Annotated in this window: 19 protein-coding genes; 10 read left to right on the top strand and 9 right to left on the bottom strand. The window is 74.5% G+C overall.

From position 1 onward, the window contains the following. Window positions 1–9: 9 nt before the first annotated feature. The 5 genes from FHU37_RS23215 to FHU37_RS23195 form a co-directional block, all read right to left on the bottom strand. On the bottom strand, window positions 10–1,128 hold the full coding sequence (locus FHU37_RS23215) for a methyltransferase domain-containing protein (RefSeq protein ID WP_312892814.1): 1,119 nt from the start codon (window positions 1,126–1,128) through the stop codon (window positions 10–12). Next, entirely contained in the window at window positions 1,125–1,289 is a 165-nt protein-coding gene (locus FHU37_RS23210) for a hypothetical protein (protein WP_179816488.1), read from the bottom strand. The genes FHU37_RS23215 and FHU37_RS23210 overlap by 4 nt, the downstream gene beginning before the upstream one ends. A 146-nt stretch (window positions 1,290–1,435) precedes the next feature. Next, window positions 1,436–2,650, bottom strand: a complete 1,215-nt coding sequence (locus FHU37_RS28600; protein WP_179816630.1) for a helix-turn-helix transcriptional regulator — start codon at window positions 2,648–2,650, stop codon at window positions 1,436–1,438. Between the two features lie 67 nt (window positions 2,651–2,717). Beyond that, entirely contained in the window at window positions 2,718–3,281 is a 564-nt protein-coding gene (locus tag FHU37_RS23200) for a GNAT family N-acetyltransferase (RefSeq protein ID WP_246451243.1), read from the bottom strand. Further along, a complete protein-coding gene (locus FHU37_RS23195) occupies window positions 3,278–4,606 on the bottom strand; it encodes an NsdA family TPR-like regulatory protein (protein WP_179816629.1) in 1,329 nt (442 codons plus the stop codon). Before FHU37_RS23195 ends, FHU37_RS23200 begins: the two co-directional genes overlap by 4 nt. A gap of 347 nt (window positions 4,607–4,953) precedes the next feature. On the opposite strand from FHU37_RS23195, the gene FHU37_RS23190 reads away from it, so the two are divergent. Together FHU37_RS23190 and FHU37_RS23185 are read left to right on the top strand one after the other, a co-directional pair. Further along, on the top strand, window positions 4,954–5,433 hold the full coding sequence (locus FHU37_RS23190) for a hypothetical protein (protein ID WP_179816628.1): 480 nt from the start codon (window positions 4,954–4,956) through the stop codon (window positions 5,431–5,433). A gap of 196 nt (window positions 5,434–5,629) precedes the next feature. Continuing rightward, window positions 5,630–6,373 (top strand): radical SAM/SPASM domain-containing protein, encoded by a 744-nt coding sequence (locus tag FHU37_RS23185; protein ID WP_179816627.1) that lies wholly within the window; start codon window positions 5,630–5,632, stop codon window positions 6,371–6,373. On the opposite strand, the gene FHU37_RS23180 is transcribed toward FHU37_RS23185, so the two are convergent. Next, window positions 6,357–7,577, bottom strand: coding sequence for an HAAS signaling domain-containing protein (locus tag FHU37_RS23180; protein WP_179816626.1), 1,221 nt, complete (start codon window positions 7,575–7,577; stop codon window positions 6,357–6,359). The genes FHU37_RS23185 and FHU37_RS23180 overlap by 17 nt on opposite strands. A 223-nt stretch (window positions 7,578–7,800) precedes the next feature. On the opposite strand from FHU37_RS23180, the gene FHU37_RS23175 reads away from it, so the two are divergent. The 6 genes from FHU37_RS23175 to FHU37_RS23150 all read left to right on the top strand — a co-directional run bounded on the left by FHU37_RS23175 (window position 7,801) and on the right by FHU37_RS23150 (window position 15,336). After that, window positions 7,801–10,791 (top strand): helicase-associated domain-containing protein, encoded by a 2,991-nt coding sequence (locus FHU37_RS23175; protein ID WP_179816625.1) that lies wholly within the window; start codon window positions 7,801–7,803, stop codon window positions 10,789–10,791. Window positions 10,792–10,962: 171 nt separating this feature from the next. Beyond that, window positions 10,963–11,391 (top strand): protein-tyrosine phosphatase family protein, encoded by a 429-nt coding sequence (locus FHU37_RS23170; protein ID WP_179816624.1) that lies wholly within the window; start codon window positions 10,963–10,965, stop codon window positions 11,389–11,391. Window positions 11,392–11,569: 178 nt separating this feature from the next. Beyond that, window positions 11,570–12,520, top strand: a complete 951-nt coding sequence (locus FHU37_RS23165) for an ABC transporter ATP-binding protein (RefSeq protein WP_179816623.1) — start codon at window positions 11,570–11,572, stop codon at window positions 12,518–12,520. A 68-nt stretch (window positions 12,521–12,588) separates the two neighbouring features. Continuing rightward, window positions 12,589–13,341 (top strand): ABC transporter permease, encoded by a 753-nt coding sequence (locus tag FHU37_RS23160; RefSeq protein ID WP_179816622.1) that lies wholly within the window; start codon window positions 12,589–12,591, stop codon window positions 13,339–13,341. Between the two features lie 53 nt (window positions 13,342–13,394). After that, window positions 13,395–14,651 carry a sensor histidine kinase gene (locus tag FHU37_RS23155; protein WP_179816621.1) on the top strand — a complete coding sequence of 419 codons (1,257 nt, stop codon included), beginning with the start codon at window positions 13,395–13,397 and terminating at the stop codon, window positions 14,649–14,651. After that, entirely contained in the window at window positions 14,641–15,336 is a 696-nt protein-coding gene (locus FHU37_RS23150) for a response regulator (protein ID WP_179816620.1), read from the top strand. The genes FHU37_RS23155 and FHU37_RS23150 overlap by 11 nt, the downstream gene beginning before the upstream one ends. 50 nt (window positions 15,337–15,386) lie before the next feature. On the opposite strand, the gene FHU37_RS23145 is transcribed toward FHU37_RS23150, so the two are convergent. Continuing rightward, window positions 15,387–15,944 (bottom strand): DinB family protein, encoded by a 558-nt coding sequence (locus FHU37_RS23145; RefSeq protein ID WP_179816619.1) that lies wholly within the window; start codon window positions 15,942–15,944, stop codon window positions 15,387–15,389. Window positions 15,945–16,046: 102 nt separating this feature from the next. Beyond that, the gene (locus FHU37_RS23140) at window positions 16,047–16,625 is read right to left on the bottom strand and encodes a Uma2 family endonuclease (protein ID WP_179816618.1); all 579 of its coding nucleotides are present in this window, start codon (window positions 16,623–16,625) and stop codon (window positions 16,047–16,049) included. A gap of 227 nt (window positions 16,626–16,852) precedes the next feature. Between FHU37_RS23140 and FHU37_RS23135 the strand changes: the two genes are divergently transcribed. After that, entirely contained in the window at window positions 16,853–18,517 is a 1,665-nt protein-coding gene (locus FHU37_RS23135; protein ID WP_312892813.1) for a DNA repair helicase XPB, read from the top strand. A gap of 24 nt (window positions 18,518–18,541) precedes the next feature. On the opposite strand, the gene FHU37_RS23130 is transcribed toward FHU37_RS23135, so the two are convergent. After that, window positions 18,542–19,705: a PP2C family protein-serine/threonine phosphatase gene (locus tag FHU37_RS23130; RefSeq protein ID WP_179816616.1), complete on the bottom strand. Its 1,164-nt coding sequence runs from the start codon at window positions 19,703–19,705 to the stop codon at window positions 18,542–18,544. 837 nt (window positions 19,706–20,542) lie between these two features. Here FHU37_RS23130 and FHU37_RS23125 point away from each other — a divergent pair. Next, window positions 20,543–22,576 (top strand): HelD family protein, encoded by a 2,034-nt coding sequence (locus FHU37_RS23125; protein ID WP_246451355.1) that lies wholly within the window; start codon window positions 20,543–20,545, stop codon window positions 22,574–22,576. The last annotated feature ends 36 nt before the right edge of the window (window positions 22,577–22,612 follow it).

Here is a 22,612-nt window from a genome sequence, read left to right as displayed (position 1 = left end):
TCCCTGGTGTCAGACCTCGGCGACCAGATTGTCGGGGTCTGACAGCCACACCCGCTGCCGCCCAGTGGGCGTGACCGCCAGGCCGAACTGCTCGCGCCACGGGCGCCCCCAGTCGATCCAGACCCGGTAGGCCGCCGTCACCTCGTCGTACAGGCGGCGCCGGCCCCACTGCGCCACCGGGAACTCCGTCATGCCGGGGGCGTAGTCCACACTCGCCCAGGACTCGCCGTCCTCGGCGAGGTACCACACGGTGTACTCGTCGGCCGCGTCCCCACTGCCCCAGTACACTCGCCGGTCGACGTCGGGAAGCTGGAGGCCGATGGCGAAGTCCGGGTGCTCGGCGCCGACCTCGCCGGGGTGCACCCCGGTGGTGGAGTGCTCGGCCTGCTGCTCGTGTTCGTCGCGGACCAGGTCGCCGAACAGGCGCCGGCCGTGGGTGGCGCGGCGCTGGCCGCGAACCCACATGAACGCCACGTTGTCTACGAACCAACCGCTCGCACCGCCGGCCCAGTCCGTCTCCAGACGGAGCAGGCCGCTGTTGTTGTAGGCGGTGCCCCACGGGGTGACGATGACTCCGTTCGGGCGGCACTGTTCCAGCCAGGCCGGGGGCACACGGCGAACGGCGGCGGTGCTGATGATCCGGTCGAACGGCGCGGACGGCGGGTGGCCGGCCGTTCCGTCACCGGTGACGACCGTGGGGTGGTAACCCGCGGCGTGCAGCGCGAGGCGCCCGGCCTCGGCCAGGACGGGGTCCACCTCGATGGTGGTGACGTGGTCGTCGCCGAGCCGCTCGGACAGCAACGCGGCGCTGTAGCCGGTCGCCGTGCCGATCTCCAGCACCCGGTGACCGTCCCGCACGGACAGAACATCGAGCATCCGCGCCACCAGCGACGGCATGCTGGCCGAACTGGTCGGCGTGCCGGGTCCGTCCTCGGCGCCGTCATCGAGCTGGGTGACGAGCGGCTGGTCCTGGTCGACGGCGGCTTCCCAGACGTCGGGCTCGTCGGCCCGGTCGATCCGCCGGTAGCCGTCGGGGGTGGTCGCCCAGATGACCGGCGGGATGAACTGGGCCCGATCCACCGCCGACCACGCCTTGCGCCAATCGGGCGCCAGGTCGTCGGGCGTCACTGGCCGCCGCTTCCGCTGCCGGAGCCCTGCCCGGAGTTGCCGCCGCTGCCGCCGCCACCGCCGTGCGGGGGGTGGGCGGGCGGCCACTGGCCGTCGGATTCCTGAGGGCCCTGCTTGCCGTCGCCGGCCGAGCCGCCCTTGCCGTCGCCGTGCTTGCCCATGATGGCCTCCTTGTCGGGTGGGTGGCGATCATCCTGGCTGGGCCCGGGGTGGGGCGGGGAGCGGGCACGGTGGCGCGCCCCCGGCGCACGCCGGGCGCGGTGTCACCCGTTCGGCGGTGGCCGGCTGCGGGGCGATCAGCCGCGCCTCACGCCTCCAGTGCGCGGCGCGCGACAGTGGCGAGGGCCCGCAGGTGCTCCCGATAATCCCGAGTGGCCACCTCGCGCGGATACCGCGCTTGCAGCTCCGCATCCAACTCGCTGCCGACCAGCAGCAGCGACGGCAGTGACTTCCGCGCGGGTTCGAAGGCCGCCATCCCGTTGTCGACGGCCTCCTCCAGTTCTCCAGAGCGTGCTGACCCGACGCCGAGCGTGAGACGCGCCTCGGCTACCCGCATCGGGGATCGGGTGGTGCCATCCGCGCGGGTACCGAGCCGGATCACCTCGGCCGCGTGCGCGCCGGCGCGGGCGTCGTCTCCCAGAAGGCGGTAGGCGTCCATCTCGTAGAAATCCCACTTGTCCGGGTCAATCACGAAATGGTGCTCCGGGTGTGCTGGCCGTGGCAGGCGGTCCAGCAGGCCGCGACCGTGGTCCAGTGCTTTCCGCACGTCGATGGGCGAGCCCATCCGTGCGTGGGCTTTCGCCTCCTGGGCCAGGAGTTGGACGGCGACCGAATGGCCGCTCGCAGGGCGCCGCCCCGCCTGGGCCGCCGCAAGCGCGTCGCCGTACCGCTCCTGGGTCAGTGCGAACCAGGCCGCCATCTCCCAGGACCAGGCGGTGATCTCCCCATGCCCGGTCTCGGCGCCGATCCGTGCTGCCGCGGCACGGGACAACTCGGCCGTGCGGCGCTGTCCCATGTCGTGCTCCAGGCACCCGCACAGCAAGAACAACCACCCGACGATGACGAGGAGTTCGCGGTGCTCGGCGAGAGTTGTGCGCCCATGGAGCAGCCGGGTGGTGTAGTTCAACCAGCCACGGGCCTGCTGGTGCAGAGTGTCTGAGGCGGCGGATGGGTATTCGCGGCATAGCTGATCAACCGCTTGGTGCAGCGAGTCCATGGTGGCGGGGCCGACATCGGACTGCTCCGCTTTGGCCGGGACGGACGGGGAGACAGTGTCCCCAGTCGCGACGAATCCCAACTGGCTGATGGGGAGGCAGAACAACTTCTCCAGCACCCGCTGTGCCTCCACGTTGGGCCACGGAGGATTGCCCGACTCCCAGCGGGAGACCGTTCGGAGGCTGATGCCAATGGGGCGACCGAGCCGGGCCGCGGTCTCTTGGAACTGGTCGACCAGATCCTGCTGGGTCCAGCCGCGGGCTTTGCGTAGCGTCCACAGGGTGCTCTCTCGGTCCGTGTCGGCCATGGCTGCCTCCTAGCCGGTCGCGGGGATGCGACCGTAACGCCGAGTTCCGCCGACGGTTCCCGGTGCGTTACTGGCGGAAAGGGAGCGGGCGGCGATCAAGGATCATGGCGTCGTACAGTGGTGCGTCAGGAAACGGGAGCAGTTCCCCGATCTGCCGGTACCCCCAGCTTTCGTACAGGACGCGCACGCGGGGGTGAGCGCGTTCGACGCAGAGGGAGACCCGTTCCTCAGGGCCGCTCTCCACGAGTTCGTTGTGGATGGTGTGGGCTATTCCCTGGCCTCGCCATGGCGTGCGCAGCATGATCTCGAACAGGCCTAGTGTCCGGCGGCCGTCTTCGCGGATCAGTTCGTCGTCGACAGGGGTGGTGAGACCTCGCCACCACCGGGTACTCGCCGCGAGCGGCGCACCGTAGGCGTAGCCGACGGTTTCGCCATCGACCTCACCGATGGCGCAGCGCCACCCGGGCGCCGATGCGTGGCTGATGAGCCGCTCCTCGAAGCGCTCCAGTGAGAAGAACAGGTCCGAGGCGGCTTCGCGGGCGTAAACCTCGGCATAGGTATCCACGAGCGTGACTCGTATGCTCTCGAACTGCCCCTTGGTGTACAGACTGACGGCCAAGGTTCGGCTCATGTCCGTGCCCTTTCGATCGCGGCCACTGTGAGGTCGTACTGCTCGGCGAAGTCGTCGGCGCCTGGCAAGCGCCGCTCGACTGCTTCGTCCCGGAACGCGGCAAGCCGGTTGGCCCATCGCGGGGAGTGGACGTGAGGCAGCATCTCGCGTGCCTGGTCGGCAGTGGCGAAGGCCTGCTCGGCTTGTCCCGAGTGCAGGAGGCACTGCGCGAGATGGGTCGTGTGCCCGAAGGCGTTCCGACGGAACCTCTGGCGCGGCTGGGCATCCTCGTGTTGTCGGAGTTGAGCCGCGCGGGCGTAGTCACCGAGTGTGGAGCTGCACAGGGCGGCCTGTGCCAGTAGTTCCGCCGGGGTGCAGAAGGCGAGCCACGGCGGCGGGGTATCGGCAGCTCGATCGAATGCCTGCTCGGCGTGGTGAAGCGCGCGGTTGCTCCACCCGCTGTGGCCTTGGACGGCATTGGCCAGAGCGATCCGGGTGTGCAGAAGCGCGGACAACTTGCCATCTCGATGGCGGCGGGTTACGTCGATCGCTACTCGTGCGATGGCAGCGGCCTCCGCGCCGTGCCCGAGGTCGCAGGCTTGGCGCGACATGTAGGCCCAGATGCGTGCCTGGAGAAGGGGATGGCGCGCAAGGAGCGCGTGGCGGAGTCCGGTGTCCCACCAGCGTCGTGCGGTGGCGTGGTGGCCGGCGTCGTAGGCGAACCAGCCCACGCTGGCGGCGATCTCCCCGAGGACGCGGTGGAGATGCGGTTGCACCGTGGAACCGTAAACGCATCGGCGCATCGCACCCTCGACGTGCTCGAAGAGATCGCGTCCGGCTTCAACGACGACGGCGCCCCCGAGTTGGTCATCAAGGGCATGCAGTTGTGCGGCGGTGCTGCGGATGCGCTCGATGTCGGGCATGCCGAGGCGCCCTGTGGTCGGGAGCGGGGGGATGGCGAGGGCGGCACTGGACGTGACCAGGAACTCTCGGCGGAGCACGGGCTGCTCTCTCTGGGCAGGGGCAACTGGGAGTACCGGCACGGTAACCCCGGAGTCCGCCGCGCTGGAAGATCTCCTCGTCGCGGGAGCAGTGAAGCCGAGTTCGCTCGCTGGGCGTTCGAACAGGACCGTCAGAGCTTCCCGGTAGCGCCGTTGAGGCCAGCGCACCTGGCCGGACAACCAGCGGCGCACGTGTCGCTCCGTGGTACCAACATGGCCCTGGTACAGCTCAAAAGCCTTCTGGTTGACCTCCTGCGCGAGTTGGGCGGCACTCAGGCCGTGCTGAGCCATCAGCCCGGCCAAGACGATGTTGCGCGAGGCGTTCACTTTCACCCCCTGTCGCATCAAGCATGCACAGCGTATAGCTGAGATGCCGTCAGTGGACCGGAATGTCAGGGTGTGACGGGCAAGTGGCACACGGATTGTCATCGTGCGACGCCTCTCTCTCTGGGCAATGTGGTGGTCACTCACAGCCAAGGAGGCTTCATGACCCTCACGCCCGAGCAGGAATCGGGCCGCGTGCCCCCTTTACCGCCCACCATTGCCCGGGCACTGACCGTCCCGGAGAGGACCGGGGCGGTATGCGTGAACTGCTGCGGGCAGGTAGACGTTCGGACTCGCCCGACCGCCGTCCACGACATGTTCGGTAACCGGTGGAAGGTGCGGTTCTGCTCGGGCTGCGGAGATCCCTCATGACCGCCACGCTGGCCCCACCGCACCTGTGGTGGCAGGTCCAGGCCCTCCCCTACCTACGCGGCCCCAGGGACCCCCGCATCCCCATGCTCACCCTGATCAGCAGGGACACCCTCACCCCGGCTGGGCGGGTCCACGGCCGCATGGAGACGCTCGCCGTCGTCCTCGGCCTCCACCCAGCCCGGAGCGTGCTGCTGAGCACGTGGCCGCGCTGCTGGTTGACCCCCAACGGCACTCTCGCCCTCGACCACGGACCGGGCCCGGAGGAACGCGCCATGACCCCCGAAGTCCCGCGCGGTTGGACCCGGGCAGCACGGAACCGCGGCGGCGCCACCCTCGCCATCGTCACCGCCCCCGTGACCGGCACGCTGCGAGACCGAGACGACGTCGAACGGCTGCTCGCGGACGCCGCGCGGCACCGCCTGCTGCTGGCAGGCCACTGCCCCATGGTGGACGCGGCCCAGTCCGCCGCCCCCTGACCACCGGTCCCGGCCCCGCCCGACCACGGCCGAGACGGGCCTTCCGCAGCCGTCCCACCGTCCCCGACTCGATTGGAAGAGCGTGCCCCACAGCACCACGGCACCCCCTCTCGATCTACTCGACCTGGAGATCGCCGGACACTGCCCGCTCCAGCGTCAGCGCTGCGCCCGAGTTCCGCCGAGAACCATCTCGGGCATGACCCCCAGCTCCTGGAAGACCGTCATCGAACAGGCCGCCGTGATCGGCATCCCCCGACTACGGTTCGTCGGCGGTGAACCCATGGCACACCCCGCATTCCAGTCCCTGCTACGACACGCGATCCACACACGCCGCAGGACCATCGTCGAAACCGGACTGGCCATGCCGATCCGCAGCGAGCTGTGGGACCTCTTCCGCCACCCGGGCGTGACGCTCGTAGCCCCCTACTACAGCGATCTTCCCGAGGAGCACGACGCCATCGTGGGCGACACCGGCGCATACGCCCGTGTACGCCTGAACGTGGCCGCCGCTTTCCTGAAAGGCGTACGGATCCGCGTTCGCGTCCTCCAGTGCCACTCAGCACAGCGTGTGGACAACGCGGCGGCAGAACTACGCTCTCTCGGAGTCCGGGAGATCACCACGATCCGAATGCCCCACCACACCTCACCGCCAGCGGACCCGTGCGGACGGTGCGCCGACCGCCGAGCCCTCGTGCTGTCCGACGGCAGCGTGGTCGGCTGCCCCAGCACACGAACGACACCGCTCGGCAACATCCTCCAGGAACCCCTGGGGCACATCATCGGCGGCCCGCGGTGGGAGAAACTGCGCGCCGACGTCCCGCACTTCCTACCAGGCCGCCACTGCCCAGCAGCCGCCACCCACGACTGCCCGCCGACCGATCCCGGCACCTGCGCACCAAGGGAACAACGTTGCTCCCCCACTCTCAACGGCCGCGGGTGATCCGCCAGAGGAGGAAGATCGCCGAGAGGACGGCGGCTACGCGCGGCACTGTGCTCATGGCCGCCTGCACGTAGGCGTCGGCCTGGGCTTCGGTGTAGACCTCGCCCAGGCGGCCCGTGGTGCGGGCCCAGTACAGGGCCGCCGCTCCGCCCACCGTGAGCAGTGGGACGCCGATCGACGCCGCCCGCGCCTCCCAGACGCGCAGCGACGTGGACAGGTACGCCAGCACCCAGCCGCCGAAGCTCAGCACGACGGCCGGCCAGACGGCACCGGCGACCAGCAGGCCGACCGCGAGCCACTCGGTGAGGAACAGCCGGCGCGGCCCGGCCGCTTCGCCGGAGGCCCCGCCCCCTCGGCGGCCCGCGCCGAAGACGGCGCGGGCGAGTCGGCGGCCGGGTCCGGGCCGGCGTCCGGCGGGGGCGCCGTCCTTGGCCTGGTCGGCCGCGTCCTTGCCGGCCGGCGTGCCCTGGTCGCCGGGCTTCTCCGGAACGTCGTCCTTCACCGGGTTCGCCGCGGGCACGATCAGGCCGCCGACGACCCCCGGCATGCTGGTGGGGAGCAGCCGCGCTTCGCCCGGCTGGGTCGGGTCGAGTTCGGTCTGCGGGACGATCGGGCCCAGTTTGCCGGCCTTGAGCGCCTCCGCCCAGGTGACCGAGTCCCAGCGCGCGCCACCGCCCGGTTCAGGCCCGGCCTCCCCGAAGGGCAACGACGGCGACGGTCCGGCGGACGGCTCGCCGGCCTGGGCCGGTAGCCGGGGGGCGTCGGCGGGCTCCGCCGGAGCGGCCCCGGCGTCGTCCGCGCCGCGCTCGCGTGGCCCGGACGACTGGCGCGGCAGCCGCAGCGCCCCGCCGAGCCCGCCCGGCCTACGGCGGGGCGACGGCTGCTCGCCGCCTCCGCCACCGCCACCGTTGTCCACAGGCTGTGGACGAAGCGGCGCCGGGTCGAACCCCTCGGCCGCTCCCGCTCCCCCGCCCCCGGTCGCCTCCCGGCGCACCACCGCCTCCGGTTCGCCGAGGCGGCCGAGCACCCGCCGGACCGCGCCGGTGCTGGGGGTCGGCCCGAGGGCGCCGTCGATCTCCTCGCGCAGCCGCGCCACCAGCCGGATGCGGCGGTCGGGCGGCAGCTCGCCACGGGCCAGGTCGGCGACCCGGCTGAGGTAGTCGTAGACCAGCTTGTCGCCCTCGACGCTCATCGCGATCTCCACCGCTCCTCTCACGCCCCAGCAAGGCCCGGCACCGCGCCGACAGACCATCATGCTCCCGCACCGTCCGGCCATCCGCCGGTATTCGCCGCACCCGCACGGCCACCGGCACGGGCCGCTCCCGCCCACCCCGCCCCGGCCCGGAACGCCGCCCCGCGGGGCACGCACGGGCGTCGATTCCGCTCGCCATCCCGCGCACCCCACCACAGGCTCTAGGCTGGACGGAATGACCACCCGGCCAACCGAGCAGCCCCTGCGGCGACCGGCGCCGCGCACCCTCGCCGAGGACCTACGCGCCCGTGGTGACGACGCCCTGGCCGCCGTGCTCCGCGCGCGCCCGGACCTGCTCTCGCCGATCCCCGCCGATCTCACCCAGCTCGCCACCCGCGCCAGCACCCGCACCTCCGTGATCCGCGCCCTGGAGCGCCTGGACCGCTTCACCCTGGAGGTCGCCGAGGCGCTGGCCGTCGCCCCGGACGGCACCTCGCACGAGACGCTGCTGCACCTGCTGGTGGGCGACGGCTCCCGCCCCGCCGTCCCACCCGAGGGGGCCGGCGGCACGCCCGGCGGCGCAACCGGCACGGCCGGCGGCACCACGACCGGCGGCGCCCCGACCGGCCCCGCCGCCGTGCCCGCCCCCACCGCCGCCGAGCTGGACGCCCCGCTGGCCGACGCCCTGGGCCGGCTGCGCGCGCAGGCCCTGCTGTGGGGGCCGCCGGACGCGCTGCACCTGATCCGGACCGTCCGGGACATGCTCGCCCCGCCGCCGCTGCCCTCCTCCCCCGGCACCCCGACGGCCTCCGGGCAGCCCGCGGCGGCGCCCGCCCTGGCCGCCTCGCCGACCGGTCTCGGCCCCACGCTGGCCGAGTGCACCGCCGGGATGTCGCCGGCGCGGCTCCAGCAGATGCTGGCGGACCTGGGCCTGCCGCCCACCCCGGACCCGGTCAGCGCCGTGGCCGCCATCACCGACCTGTTCCGGGACCGCGACCGGCTCGGCGCGCTGATCGCGCAGGCTCCGGAGGGCGCCATGCGGGTGCTGGCCCGCCTGGTGTGGGGTCCGCCGCTGGGCAGCGTCCAGGACGCCACCCGCCCGGTCTCGGCGGAGCAGGCCGGCACGCCGGTGGAGTGGCTGCTGGCCCACGCCCTGCTGATCCCGTTCGGCCGCCGCTCCGTGGTGCTGCCCCGGGAGGTCGGCCTGCACCTGCGCGGCGGCCGGGCCCACCGGGAGCTGCACCCGGCCCCGCCCACGCCACCGCCCACCCGGCACGATCCGGCGACGGTGGACGCCGCCGCGGCCGGGCAGGCGTTCGCCGCCCTGCGCGTGGTGGAGGAACTGCTGGAGGACTGGACGTCGGCCGGCCCGCCCGTGCTGCGCGCCGGCGGACTCGGCGTCCGCGACCTGCGGCGCACCGCCGCCGCGCTGGACCTCACCGAGGCGGAGGCGGCGTTCTGGCTGGAGGTCGCCTACGCCGCCGGGCTGGTGGCCTCGGACGGCGAGGACGACGAGAGCTACGCGCCCACCCCCGCCTACGACGCCTGGCTGGCGCTGCCCGCCGAGCGGCGGTGGACGGCGCTGGTGACGCCCTGGCTGTCCGCGACCCGCAGCAGCGGGCCGGTGGGCGGCCGGGACGGGCGCGGGCGGGTGCTCGGCGTGCTCGGCCCCGGCCTGGACCGGGGGCCCGCCCCGGAGATCCGGGCGCTCACCCTCGGCCTGCTGGCCCAGGCCGGCCCCGGTGCGGCACTGACCGCCGAGCAGTTGGTCGAGGTGGTCGGCTGGTACCGCCCGCTCCGGGCCAGCCGGGCCCGCACCGTGACGCCCGCCGGGGTGCCCACCGAGCGCGACGGCAGCGCCGTCCCCGCCACCACCGGCGCGGGACGCGGCACCCTCCGCGACGACCTGGTGCGCTGGACGGTGCGGGAGGCGGCCTGGCTGGGCGTCACCGGCCGCGGCGCCCTCTCCTCGTTCGCCCGCGCGCTGCTGCCGGACGGCCCCGGGCCGGGGAGCCCGCGGGCGGAAGCCCCGCAGGCGGAAGCCCCGCAGGCGGAAGGCCCGCAGGCCGAGGGCGCCGGCGAGTCGACTGTGCTGGCCGAGCTGTCCCGGCTGGTGGCGGAGGCGGCGGCCGGGGACGCGGCCGAGGGCGGCGAAGGGGCCGAGAACGCGGCCGTCGCCCGGATCGCCGACCTGGCCGGCGCCCACGAGCGGGCCGACACCGTCCGGCGGGCGGCCACCGCGGCCCGCCTGCTGGCCCCGCTGCTCCCCGAACCGCTCGATCACGTGCTGCTCCAGGCGGACCTGACGGCCATCGCCCCCGGCCCGCTGCGCGGCGACCTGGCGGCGGCGATGGCGCTGGCCGCGGACATCGAGTCCAAGGGCGGCGCCACCGTCTACCGCTTCACCCCCGAGTCGGTGCGCCGCGCGCTGGACGCCGGGCGCACCGCGGCGGAGCTGCGCGACTTCCTGGCCGAGCACTCCCGCACGCCGCTGCCGCAGCCGCTCGCCTACCTGATCGACGACGTGGCGCGCCGGCACGGGCGGCTGCGCGTCGGCGCCGCCTCGGCCTACCTGCGCTGCGACGACGAGGCGCTGCTGGCCGAGATCGTCACGGACCGCCGCGCCCTCCACCTGGGCCTGCGCCGCCTGGCCCCGACCGTGCTGGCGGCGGCGGCCGCGCCGGACGTCGTGCTGGAGCGGTTGCGGGAGATGGGCTACGCCCCGGCGGCCGAGTCGGACGCCGGGGACGTCGTGATCAACCGCCCGGACCGCCGGCGCACCCCGCCCCGCACCCCGCCCGCGCCGGTGCCGGACAGCCCGGCGCCGCCGGACGAGGTGCTGCTGCGGGCCGTGGTGCGGGCCGTCCGGGCCGGCGAGGGCGGGTCGGCGCAGCAGCGCGGCGCCGCCGCCCCCGCCCTGGGCGGCTCCGGGGCGGGCTCCGGCGCCGGAGCCGGGAGCCGGAACGGCGCGGCGCGGCTGCGGCCCGGGGAGCTGCCGCGCGGCACGCCCGCCGAGACGCTGGCGGCCCTCCAGGCGGCCGCGCTCGGCGGCGAGCAGGTGTGGATCGGCTACCTGGACACCGAGGGCGGCGGGGGGCGCCGGCTGATCGCCCCGCTGCGGGTCGCCGGCGGCTTCGTCACCGCCTACGACCACCAGGGCGACACGGTGCGCACCTTCGCCCTGCACCGGATCACCGGCGTGGCCGACGCGGAGGTCGACGGCTGACCGAACCACGCGCGGGAGGCCCACCCACCGCGCGGCGGGACGGCGACCGAACCGCGCGGCCGGCCGGCCCACCCACCGCCCGCAGGGGTCCGGTCAGCCGTGGGCGAACGGCCCCGCCCGGAGCGCTCCGGCCCATGGGCGGGGCCGCGCCCGGTGGCTAGGCTCGCGCCCATGACCGCCATTTGGGAGCCCTCGGCGCGGGGCGTGCTGCGACTGCCATCGGGCCGGCTGGTGCGTGGGCGGGGGCTGCGCCACCCGCTCCCGGACGGGCCGGAGCCGACCTTCGCCGTGTACCTGCTGGGCCAGGAACCGCCCGCCGTCGGCTGGGAGAGCCGCTGGCTGCGCTGGCCGGACTTCTGGCTGCCCAGCGACCGCGCGGCAGCCGCCGAGACCCTGCGCGAGGCGTGGACGCGCGCCGGCGGCGAGCGCGTCGAGGTGGCCTGCGGCGGCGGCTTCGGCCGGACCGGCACGGCCCTGGCCTGCCTCGCCGTGCTGGACGGGGTACCGAACGACCAGGCGGTGGAGTACGTCCGGCGGAACTACGCCCGGCGCGCCGTCGAGACCCCGTGGCAGCGCCGCTACGTCGCCCGCTTCCGGTGACGGCACGGCCGGCCACCGCACCGGCGCGAGCGGCCACGGGGCCCCGGCCCGGCCGGACCAGCCGCCGGAGCGGGCCGGGCGATGGACGGGTGGTGGACGGGCATCAGCCGATCGGCTGATGCCCGTCCGAGCGTGATGGCCGATACCGGGCCGAGGGCTGCGCGGCCAGGCTGAAGGCATGTCGATCGTCGAAGTCAACGAGCTCCGGAAGTCCTACGGCGGGAAGGCCGTCGTCGACGGCGTGACCTTCGCCGTCGAGGAGGGGGAGATCTTCGGGATCCTCGGCCCCAACGGCGCCGGGAAGACCACCACCGTCGAGTGCGTCGAGGGCCTGCGGACAGCGGACGCCGGAACCGTGCGGGTGGCCGGGCTTGACCCGGCACGCGACCGGCGCGAGCTGACCCGGCTGCTCGGGGTGCAGTTGCAGGAGAGCGAGCTGCAGGCGAGGCTCACCGTCCGCGAGGCGCTGGAGCTGTACGCCGCCCTGTACCCGAAGCCGGCCGCCTGGCGGCCCCTCGCCGACCGGCTCGGCCTCGGCGAGCTGTTGGGGAAGCCCTTCGGCAAGCTGTCCGGTGGGCAGAAGCAGCGCCTGTTCATCGCCCTGGCGCTGATCGGGAACCCGCGGATCGTGGTGTTCGACGAGCTGACCACCGCGCTCGACCCGCGGGCACGCCGCGACACCTGGGAGATGGTCGAGGACATCCGGGCGTCCGGGGTGACGATCCTCCTGGTCACCCACTTCATGGCGGAGGCCCAGCGGCTGTGCGACCGGGTCGCCGTCATCGACCGGGGCCGCGTGGTGGCGCTGGACACCCCGGACGGCCTGATCAGCCGCTCGGCGAGCCCGACGGTGATCTCGTTGCGGCCCTCCGAACCCCTGCCCGACGCGGAGCTGGCCGCGCTGCCCGGTGCGACGTCCGTGGCCGAGCGCGACGGGCGCCTGACCATCCACGGCACCGACGAGACGGTGAACGCCGTGATCACCCTGCTCGCCCGCAGCCGGATCACCGCGAGGGAGCTGCGGGTGGTGGACACCACCCTGGACGACGCCTTCCTCGGCCTCACCGAGCAGTCCGGCCTCACCGAGCAGTCCGACCCCGCCGAGCAGCCCGAGGTGCCGGCCCCGTGACGCCGCCGGGCCCACCCGGCCCGGCCCACCCGCCCCACCCGGTCCATCCACCCCAGGAGACATCCGCAATGCCCGTGCTCACCCCCACCTCCGTGGCCGTCCTGCGGACGGAGGCCCGGCTGTTCCTCCGGGAACCGTCCACCCTCTTCTGGGTGCTGGCGTTCCCCACCCTGCTGCTCGTCGCCCTCGGCCTGGTGCCCGGCTTCCGGGAGGCCGACGAGAACATCGGCGGCCGCCGGGTCATCGACCTGTACGCCCCCACCGCCGTGCTGATCGGGCTGATCTCGGCCGGCCTGCAGACCCAGCCCACCGTGCTGACCGGTTACCGGGAGAAGGGCATCCTGCGCCGGATGCGCACCACGCCGGCGCGCCCCGCCGACCTGCTGGCCGCCCAGATCGCCCTGCACGCCGTCGCCGTCGTGCTCTCCACGCTGCTGGTCCTGGCCGTGGGTCGGCTGGCCTTCGGGATCGCGCTGCCCGAGCAGCCGCTCGGCTACGCCGTGGCGCTGGCGCTCGCCGTGCTGGCGGTGCTGGCCATGGGCGCGGTGATCACGGCGTTCTCCCGGACGGTGCGGGTCGCCTCGGCGGTCGGCATGATGGTCTTCTTCCCGGCGATGTTCGCGGCCGGGGTGTACGTGCCGATCCAGGTGCTGCCCGACCCCCTGCTCCGGGTGCTGGAACTCACCCCGTTCGGCGCGGCCACCCAGGCCCTGGACCAGGCCGCCACCGGCGGCTGGCCGGCGTGGTCGCTGCTGGCCGTGCTCGCCGTGTGGGCCGCGGGGCTGACCGCGGTGGCGGCGCGCTGGTTCCGCTGGGAGTAGCCAGGCGTCGCGCGCGGGTTGGGCGGGGCGGCGTACGACGCGGGGAGGGACGAATGACCGACGCATCACCAGTTGCCCCGGGCTGGGCACGGTTCTACCGGTGGGGCCCCTACGCGCTGCTGGGGGTCGGCGCCGTGATCTCGACCGCCGCGGTGGGAACCCTGATGAACCGGGAGGAGGCGTACGCGGCGGCCGTGCTCGCCGTGGTGGCCCTGGGCTGGCAGGTGGCGTGGGACCGGCCGCTGCGCACGCTCCCGCAGGCGTCCCGCCCCCGCACCTGCTACTTCGTCGGGCGCGCGGTGCTCGCCCTGGCGCTGAGCTGGGCGAACCCGTTCTTCTGCGTCTACGCGCTGATGGGCTACTTCGATGCCGGCCGCCAGCTCCCGGCCCCGCTGCGCCGGTACGGGCTGCTGTCGGTCGCCGTCACCATGTCCGGCGCCCAGTCCGGGGTGCTGGGCCCGCCCACGGGCGCCTTCCTTCAGTGGGCGCTGTTCGGGGCGCTCTTCGCCCTGCAGTCCTGCCTGGCGATCGTCCTCGACCGGTTCGGCGACCAGGAGGCCGAGAAGGCACGGGAGCAGCGGGTCACCATCGAGGCGCTGGAGCTCGCCAACGCCCGCCTGGAGCAGGCGCTGGCGGAGAACGAGGCGCTCCAGGCCCAGTTGCTGGTGCAGGCCCGGGAGGCCGGGATCGCCGACGAGCGCCGCCGTCTCGCCGCGGAGATCCACGACACCCTGGCCCAGGGCCTGACCGGCATCATCGCCCAGTTGCAGGCCGCCGCCGACAGCGGTGACCCGTCCACCGCGCGCGCCCACGTGGAGCGGGCCGCCGCGCTGGCCCGGCACAGCCTGGGCGAGGCCCGCCGCTCGGTGCACAACCTCGCGCCGGGGCCGCTGGAGCACCACACGCTGCCGGAGGCGCTGCGCAGGGCGGTGGCGCGGTGGTCGACGACCTCCGCGGCGCGCCCGGAGCTCACCGTCACCGGCACCGCGGAGCCGCTCCACGAGGAGATCGAGGCGGCGCTGCTGCGCATCGCCGAGGAGGCGCTGACCAACGTGGCCAAGCACGCGGACGCCGCACGGGTCGGCGTGACCCTGAGCTACCTGGACGACCAGGTGACCCTGGACGTCCGCGACGACGGCCGCGGCTTCGACCCGGACGGCCGGCCGCCGCGCTCCACCGCGGGCGGCTTCGGACTGGGCGGCATGCGGGCCCGCGCCGAGCGGGTGGCCGGCCGCCTGCTGATCGAGTCGGAACCCGGGGCCGGCACGGCCGTCTCCGCCCACGTACCGTTGGTGCGCCATGACGCATGACGCCGACGCCGCCGCTCCCGACGCCGCTCCCGCGCGGGACGCCACCCCGATCACGCTGCTCCTCGTCGACGACCATCCGGTGGTGCGCGACGGGCTGCGCGGCATGTTCGCGGCCTCCCCGGGGTTCTCGGTGCTCGGCGAGGCGTCCAGCGGCCCCGAGGCGGTGGCGCTCGCCGAACGCCTCGACCCGGACGTGGTGCTGATGGACCTGCGCATGCCCGGCGGCGGCGGGGTGGCCGCCATCACCGAACTGGTCCGGCGCGGCCTGCGCTGCCGGGTGCTGGTGCTGACCACCTACGACACCGACTCCGACACCCTCCCGGCGATCGAGGCCGGCGCCACCGGCTACCTCCTCAAGGACGCCCCGCGCGACGAGCTGTTCACGGCGGTCCGGGCCACCGCGGCCGGCCGCACCGTGCTCTCCCCGGCCGTGGCCTCCCGGCTGGTCTCCCGGGTCCGCGCGCCCGGCGCGGCCGGCCCGGCGGAGGGCCGGCCGCTCAGCTCGCGCGAGTTCGAGGTCCTCGCCCTGGTGGCCAGGGGCACCACCAACCGGGAGATCGCCGCGGCCCTGTTCGTCAGCGAGGCCACCGTGAAGACCCACCTCACCCACCTGTACGCCAAGCTGGGCGTGAACGACCGGGCCGCGGCCGTCGCCGCCGCCTACCAGCGCGGCATCCTCGGCTGAGGCCGGGGCCGAGGCCGGGCGGGCGCCGCACGGATCAGCCGGCCGTGTGCTCAGCCGGCCATCTGCATGGTGGTGTTGGCGCCGTCCAGCGACTCCCGGATGATGTCGGCGTGGCCGCAGTGGTGCGCGGTCTCCCGCAGCAGGTGCAGCAGCACCCGGCGCGCCGACCAGTACACCGGCTCGTCGCTGGGGGCCCACGGGAAGTCCGGCAGCGGGACGGCCACGTCGAGGTCGGGCAGCGCCGCGACGGCCGCCTCGGTGGCCTCGGCGACGGCCGCGTACTCCGCCAGCATGCCGTCCAGCGTCTCCCCGTCCGACAGGCGCATCCGCTCCTCGTCGAGGTCGCCCGGCAGCAGCAGGCCGTCGCGCTCGCGCATCAGCCGCACCCAGAACGCCTCGGTGCGGGCGACGTGCTTGATCAGACCACCGAGGGTCAGTTCGCTCACGGTGGTGCGCCGCGCCGCCCGCTCGTCGTCGAGGCCGCGCACGGTGATCAGCAGCGTGTCGCGCTGCTCGGCCAGGATGCCCAGGAGCTGGGTGCGCTCGTCCGCCAGGACGACGGGGGTGCTCTCGGGGGTGGTGTTCGCGGCAGCGCTGGTGGTGGCCATGGGATGCCCCTTCCTCGGTTGGTCCGACACGAGGAACGCTAGGCCGCCTTTAGGTCAACTCCGGTCCGCGATACCTCGGCCCCGCGAGGGCACGGGCGTCGCTCAGCCCCGCGCCGGGCGCACCAGGTCCATCGGATCCACCGAGACCGGGAACGGCTTCTCGATCAGCGTGGTCCGGTTCGGCTCGGCGACCAGACGCTCGACGTACCGGCCGTCCTGCCACTCGGCCACCACCAGCTCGGGCACGGGTTGGAGTTCCAGCCGCCAGTAGCCGGGGATGACGCCCTCCGCGTAGAGCAGCGGCTTGACCATACGGTCGATCCGCCGGCCCGCCGGCGAAGGCGAGACGATCTCGACGACCAGCCACACCGCCTCGGCGTCCACGGTCACCGGGTCCGTGGCGGCGGCCGCGTTCTCGACGACCGCGATGTCCGGCACGCACATCCCGCTCGGCAGCACCACGTTCACCGCCTCCAGCACCTCCACCGGCGCGCCGGCGGCCTCGGCGGCGGCCTCCAGGAGATTGGCCAGGCGACGCGACGCCCGCTGATGCTTGAAGCCCGCCGCCGGTGACATCACGAGCGCGTCCCCCCACAGTTCGAACCGGTGCTTGCCGTCGTCCTCCAGCGCCAGGACGTCCTCTATCGTCCAGGCACCCGCGTGGTCCTCGACCGCACTCACACCGCTCACCTGCCTCCGTCGAAGCCGTCGACGCCAGTGTGGCAGTGGTGTCCGGCCGTGAACCACCGCCGTCACCCGTTCGGGCCACCCAACCTTCGCCGATGCGCGACACTGGGTGTTTGGCCCCCGCACGGGCCACAGCCAGACCGCCCGCCTCACGAGTCACGCGCGCCACGGGCTCGCGTTCCCACGGTGGGCCGTTCCCGGACAGCGGAGAGGATGGCGACGTGACCGACGGACCGCTCATCGTGCAGAGCGACAAGACGCTGCTGCTGGAGGTGGACCACCCCAGGGCCGCCGAGTGCCGGCGCGACATCGCTCCGTTCGCCGAGCTGGAGCGGGCGCCGGAGCACATGCACACCTACCGGATCACCCCGCTCGGCCTGTGGAACGCGCGTGCCGCCGGGCACGACGCCGAGCAGGTGGTGGACGCGCTGGTGGCGCACTCCCGCTACCCGGTGCCGCACGGGCTGCTGGTGGACGTGGCCGAGACCATGGCCCGCTACGGCCGGCTCCAGCTGCTGCGGCACCCCGCGCACGGGCTGGTGATGGTCACCACCGACCGCCCGGTGCTGGAGGAGGTGCTGCGCAGCAAGAAGATCAAGCCGCTGGTGGGCGCCCGGATCGACGCGGACACCGTCGTGGTGCACCCCTCGGAGCGCGGGCAGATCAAGCAGACGCTGCTGAAGCTGGGCTGGCCGGTGGAGGACCTGGCCGGCTACGTGGACGGCGAGGCGCACCCGATCGACCTGCGGGAGGACGGCTGGTCGCTGCGCCCGTACCAGGCGCAGGCGGTGGAGGGCTTCTGGCACGGCGGCTCCGGCGTGGTCGTGCTGCCGTGCGGCGCCGGCAAGACGCTGGTCGGCGCGGCGGCCATGGCCCGGGCCCGGGCCACCACGCTGATCCTGGTGACCAACACGGTCTCCGCGCACCAGTGGAAGACCGAGCTGCTGCGCCGCACCTCGCTCACCGAGGACGAGATCGGCGAGTACTCCGGCAGCAAGAAGGAGATCCGGCCGGTCACCATCGCCACCTACCAGGTGGTCACGGTGCGCCGGAAGGGCGTCTACCCGCACCTGGAGCTGTTCGACTCCCGGGACTGGGGCCTGGTGGTCTACGACGAGGTGCACCTGCTGCCGGCCCCGATCTTCCGCTTCACGGCGGACCTCCAGGCGCGCCGGCGGCTGGGGCTGACCGCCACGCTGGTGCGGGAGGACGGCCGGGAGGGCGACGTCTTCTCGCTGATCGGCCCGAAGCGGTACGACGCGCCGTGGAAGGAGATCGAGGCGCAGGGCTGGATCGCCCCGGCCGACTGCGTGGAGGTGCGGGTGACCATGACGGACTCCGAGCGGCTGGCCTACGCCACCGCCGAGTCCGAGGAGAGGTACCGTTTCTGCGCCACCACGGAGAGCAAGCAGCGCGTCACCGAGCAGTTGGTGCGGCTGCACCAGGGCGAGCAGACCCTGGTGATCGGGCAGTACATCGACCAGCTCGACGAGCTCGGCGCCCGGCTCGGCGCGCCGGTGATCAAGGGCGACACCAGCAACGCCCAGCGGGAGAAGCTCTTCGACGCCTTCCGTACCGGGGAGCTGTCGGTGCTGGTGGTGAGCAAGGTGGCCAACTTCTCCATCGACCTGCCGGAGGCGGCCGTCGCGATCCAGGTCTCCGGCACCTTCGGCTCCCGCCAGGAGGAGGCGCAGCGGCTCGGCCGGGTGCTGCGGCCGAAGGCGGACGGGCGGGCGGCGCGGTTCTACTCGGTGGTCGCGCGGGACAGCGTCGACCAGGAGTTCGCCGCGCACCGGCAGCGGTTCCTGGCGGAGCAGGGCTACGCCTACCGGATCGTGGACGCCGACGACATCCTGTCCGGCGGCGGGGTCCCGGACGGGGTCTGAGCGGCTCCGGGCGCCCCCGGCCGGTCAGTGCGCGGGGCGGGGGGAGGAGCCGCCGCCGGTGGGGTCGTACTCCAGGAGCAGCAGGGCGGCGTCGTCGTCGTGCCCCTTGTGCCCGAGGTGCCGCTGGACGTCGCCGAGGAGGTCGTCGAGCACCCGCTCGCAGGGGAGCCGGGCGCTGCGCCCGATCCGCTCGACCAGCGGGTAGAACTCGCCGCGGCGGTCCCGGGCCTCGGTGGTGCCGTCGGTGTACAGCAGCAGCCGGTTCCCCGGCTCCCAGCGCCGGGTCACCACGCTGAGCTGGGCCTCCTCGTCGATCACCACGCCGAGCGGCGGGGCGGGGTCGGCCGGTTCCAGCGCCTCCACCCGCCACTCGTCCCGCTCCCCGGGCGGGCGGGTGAGCAGCAGCGGCGGGGGGTGGCCGAGCACCAGCGTGTCCAGTTCCCCGTCGCGCACGGCCACCAGGGCGGCCGTGACGAAGTCCTCCGGGCCGAGCACCCGCTCCACGCTGCGGGACAGCCGTCCGGCCAGGGCCCGCAGCGTCTCCTCCTCGTGGGCGGCGTCCCGGAACGACCCGAGGACGGAGGCCGCCGTCTCCACCGTGAGCAGCCCCTTGCCGCGCACGTCGCCGATGATCGCGCGGACCCCGTGGCGGGTCAGCACGACCTCGTACAGGTCACCGCCGATCCGGGCGTGCTCCATCGCGGCGACGTAGCGCACTGAGACCCGCACGGGGCCGATCTTCGGCGGCAGCGGGCGCAGCAGCACCCGCTGGGTCACCTCGGCCACGAGGCTGACGTCGGCGACGCGCTTCTGCAGCCGCAGGCGGGCGGCGCCGAGGACCCAGCTGATCAGGGTGACCACGACGATCGCGCTGAGGCCCGCGTTGGTCCGCAGGTCGCCGATCCACTGGGCCTCGCCATGGTGGTGCACCAGGCCGAGTGAGACGTAGGCGAGGACGGAGACCACGCCGACCGGCAGCGGCAGCCAGGCGTTGCGGCCGAACACCGCGGCCAGGGCGGGCGGGGCGACCAGGGCCGCGTCGAGCTCGACGCTCTCCCCGGTCAGCATGTCGGCCAGGAAGATGAGCACCACGCTGGCCCAGGGCACGAGGTCGAGCCAGGGCAGCCAGCGCGGCATCGGGATGCCGTACAGCTGCGCTTCCCGTTCGGACAGCTTTTGGCGCCACATAGTCGCTTCCGTCCTGTTCGTCCCGTTATCAGTATCTATGGCGGGTCCGCGCCGGGCATCGCCGGACCCCGGAACGGCACGGACGCCACGCCGCCGGCGGCGTCCGGCTGGGCCGGACGGGTCGCCGGGGGCGGCGGGGGTGGGGCGGATGGGCCGCCGGGGCCGGATGGGGCGCCGGGGCCGGATGGGGCACCGAGGCCGGATGGGGCACCGAGGCCGGATGGGGCACCGAGGCCGGATGGGGACAGGGTGCTGGACGGCGCCGGCGGCCGTCACTATGCTCGGTCGCTCTTGCCGCCTCCCGAACCGTGGTACCGCGCGGGCCGCGGGGTCGCCTGTCGCGCACCGGCCTCCGGGCGCCGACGACGTGTCGTCTCGTCACCTCGTCGGACGCCGTGGCGCCGAGCACGGGCCGCCTCGCCGCCCCGGGCAGCCGGGGGAGGTACCGACCGGTCGGCACCGGTCGGTGTCCCCGTTCGCGTCACGTCCCCGCGACGCGCGCCCGGTCACGCCCGGCCCCGGTCACCGCCGGCCACGGCCGTCCCGTCCGGCAGGCCGTACCCGGCCGGGTCGTGCGACGGCCGGCCGTCCCGGCCACGGCCGGTACGCCCGGGCCGGTCCGACGGCATGCTCCGTTCGGCCGACCCACCGGTGCGTCGCGCGCGGGGCCCGATGAGAAGGTTCCGGATTCCCGTGCCCACCCAGCCTCACCAGCCCGCCGTTCCCCACCCCACCCCGGCCGGGCCCGCCGACGCCGCCAGCACCGGCGTCACCAGCACCCACGCCCCCGGCGTCCCCTCCGCCCAGGCCCCCGGCGACGCCTCCGCCGACGGCCCGCTGGACCGGGAACGCGCCCACCTGCGGGCCTCCCGGGCGGCGCTGCGCGCCATGCGGGAGGACGCCGAGTCGCTCGACCTCACCGACACCGCCGCCACCTGGGTCTCCGCCGAGGCGCTGCGGGCCCAGGTCCAGCTGCGCATCGCGGCCCTCGCCGACCTCGCCGACACCCCGCTGTTCTTCGGCCGCATCGACCTCGCGCACGACGACGCCACCGACGACCGCCCCCAGCACGAACGCTTCTACATCGGCCGCCGGCACGTGCACGACGCCGAGGGCGACCCCCTGGTGCTGGACTGGCGCGCCCCCGTCTCGCAGTCCTTCTACCAGGCCACCCGCGAGCGGCCGATGGACGTGGCGCTGCGCCGCCGCTTCGGCTGGACCCGCGGCGAACTGACCGCCTACGAGGACGAGCACCTCACCGACCCCCACGAGATGGCCACCACCAGCGCCCTGCTGACCGCCGAGATCGAGCGCCCGCGCGTCGGCCCCATGCGCGACATCGTCGCCACCATCCAGCCCGACCAGGACGTCCTGGTGCGCCGCCCGCTCAGCGGCACGGTCTGCGTCCAGGGCGGGCCCGGCACCGGCAAGACCGCCGTCGGCCTGCACCGCGTGGCCTACCTGCTCTACACCCACCGCGAGCGGCTGCGCCGCACCGGCACGCTGGTCGTCGGCCCCAACCGCTCCTTCCTGCGCTACATCGAGCAGGTGCTGCCGGCCCTCGGCGAGGTGCGGGTCGGGCAGGCGACGGTGGACGAGCTGGTCGCGCACGTGCCGGTGCGCGCCGTGGACACCCCCGCGGCGGCGCTGGTCAAGGGCGACGCCCGGATGGCGGAGGTGCTGCGCCGCGCCGTCTGGTCGGGGGTGGTGGAGCCGACGGAGTCGCTGGTGGTGGTGCGCGGCTCCCGCCGGTGGCGGGTCCCGGCCCACGAGCTGGTGGAGGTGGTGGCTGAGCTGCGTTCCCGCGGGGTGCGCTACGGCGCGGCCCGGCAGGCCCTGGCGCAGCGGATCGCGCACACCGTGCTGCTGCGGATGGAGGCGGCCGGGGAGGCGCCGGACGACCGGGTGCAGGACGCGGTGGCCCGCAGCCGGGAGGTCAAGGACCTGGTCAAGCGGCTGTGGCCGGTGGTCGAGCCGGCCAAGGTGGTGATGCGCCTGCTGGGCGAGCCGGAGTTCCTGGCCGAGTGCGCGCGGGACCTGCTCAGCGAGGAGGAGCAGGCGGCGATCCGCTGGCCGAAGCCGGCGCGCGGGGTGCGGTCGGCGCCGTGGACGGCGGCGGACGCGGTGCTGGTGGACGAGGCCACCGACCTGGTGGAGCGGATCGGGGCGCTGGGCCACGTCGTGCTGGACGAGGCGCAGGACCTCTCCCCCATGCAGTACCGGGCGGTGGGGCGCCGGTGCAGCACCGGCTCGGCGACCGTCCTGGGCGACCTGGCGCAGGGCACCACCCCGTGGGCCACCTCGACGTGGGAGGAGGCGCTGCGCCACCTCGGGCAGGAGGACGGGGTGGTCGAGGAACTCACCCAGGGCTTCCGGGTGCCGGAGGAGGTCATCGCGTTCGCCTCCCGGCTGCTGCCGGCCATCGCTCCCGGGCTGGCGCCGGCGACGTCGGTGCGACGCTCCCCCGGCGCGTTGCGGGTGGTGCGGGCCCCGCTGGAGGAGACCACCGCCGCCACGGTGCGGGCCTGCCGGACGGCGCTGGAGAACGAGGGCTCGATCGGCCTGATCGCGGCGGACGCGCGCCTGCCGGAGCTGGCGGCGGCGCTCGCCGAGGCGGGCCTGGACCACTTGGAGCCGGGGCGGGAGACCTCCGCCGAGTGCCGGCTGACGCTGGTCCCGGCCTCGCTGGCGAAGGGCCTGGAGTACGACTGGGTGGTCGTGCACGAGCCGGCGGCGGTGGTGGCCGGCGAACCGGACCGCCGCACCGGGCTGCGCCGGCTGTACGTGGTGCTGACCCGGCCGGTGTCCGGGCTGCTGGTGGTGCACGGCGAGGACCTGCCGGAGGAACTGGCCGAGCGGCCGCGCCCCTAGATGATTGAGTCCGATGTTTGGGCTGGCCGCGACCAT

The sequence above is a fragment of the Allostreptomyces psammosilenae genome (assembly GCF_013407765.1).
Classification (GTDB): domain Bacteria; phylum Actinomycetota; class Actinomycetes; order Streptomycetales; family Streptomycetaceae; genus Allostreptomyces; species Allostreptomyces psammosilenae.
This window is presented reverse-complemented; position numbering and strand designations above follow the sequence as displayed.

What these genes read in the sequence shown, in the direction of transcription:
- FHU37_RS23170 (WP_179816624.1), top strand. Translation starts at nt 10,963, where the DNA reads ATGACCGCCATTTGGGAGCCCTCGGCGCGGGGCGTGCTGCGACTGCCA.
- FHU37_RS28600 (WP_179816630.1), bottom strand. Translation starts at nt 2,650, where the DNA reads ATGGCCGACACGGACCGAGAGAGCACCCTGTGGACGCTACGCAAAGCC.
- FHU37_RS23150 (WP_179816620.1), top strand. Translation starts at nt 14,641, where the DNA reads ATGACGCATGACGCCGACGCCGCCGCTCCCGACGCCGCTCCCGCGCGG.
- FHU37_RS23130 (WP_179816616.1), bottom strand. Translation starts at nt 19,705, where the DNA reads ATGTGGCGCCAAAAGCTGTCCGAACGGGAAGCGCAGCTGTACGGCATC.
- FHU37_RS23195 (WP_179816629.1), bottom strand. Translation starts at nt 4,606, where the DNA reads ATGCGACAGGGGGTGAAAGTGAACGCCTCGCGCAACATCGTCTTGGCC.
- FHU37_RS23175 (WP_179816625.1), top strand. Translation starts at nt 7,801, where the DNA reads ATGACCACCCGGCCAACCGAGCAGCCCCTGCGGCGACCGGCGCCGCGC.
- FHU37_RS23200 (WP_246451243.1), bottom strand. Translation starts at nt 3,281, where the DNA reads ATGAGCCGAACCTTGGCCGTCAGTCTGTACACCAAGGGGCAGTTCGAG.
- FHU37_RS23165 (WP_179816623.1), top strand. Translation starts at nt 11,570, where the DNA reads ATGTCGATCGTCGAAGTCAACGAGCTCCGGAAGTCCTACGGCGGGAAG.
- FHU37_RS23185 (WP_179816627.1), top strand. Translation starts at nt 5,630, where the DNA reads ATGACCCCCAGCTCCTGGAAGACCGTCATCGAACAGGCCGCCGTGATC.
- FHU37_RS23155 (WP_179816621.1), top strand. Translation starts at nt 13,395, where the DNA reads ATGACCGACGCATCACCAGTTGCCCCGGGCTGGGCACGGTTCTACCGG.
- FHU37_RS23190 (WP_179816628.1), top strand. Translation starts at nt 4,954, where the DNA reads ATGACCGCCACGCTGGCCCCACCGCACCTGTGGTGGCAGGTCCAGGCC.
- FHU37_RS23145 (WP_179816619.1), bottom strand. Translation starts at nt 15,944, where the DNA reads ATGGCCACCACCAGCGCTGCCGCGAACACCACCCCCGAGAGCACCCCC.
- FHU37_RS23210 (WP_179816488.1), bottom strand. Translation starts at nt 1,289, where the DNA reads ATGGGCAAGCACGGCGACGGCAAGGGCGGCTCGGCCGGCGACGGCAAG.
- FHU37_RS23160 (WP_179816622.1), top strand. Translation starts at nt 12,589, where the DNA reads ATGCCCGTGCTCACCCCCACCTCCGTGGCCGTCCTGCGGACGGAGGCC.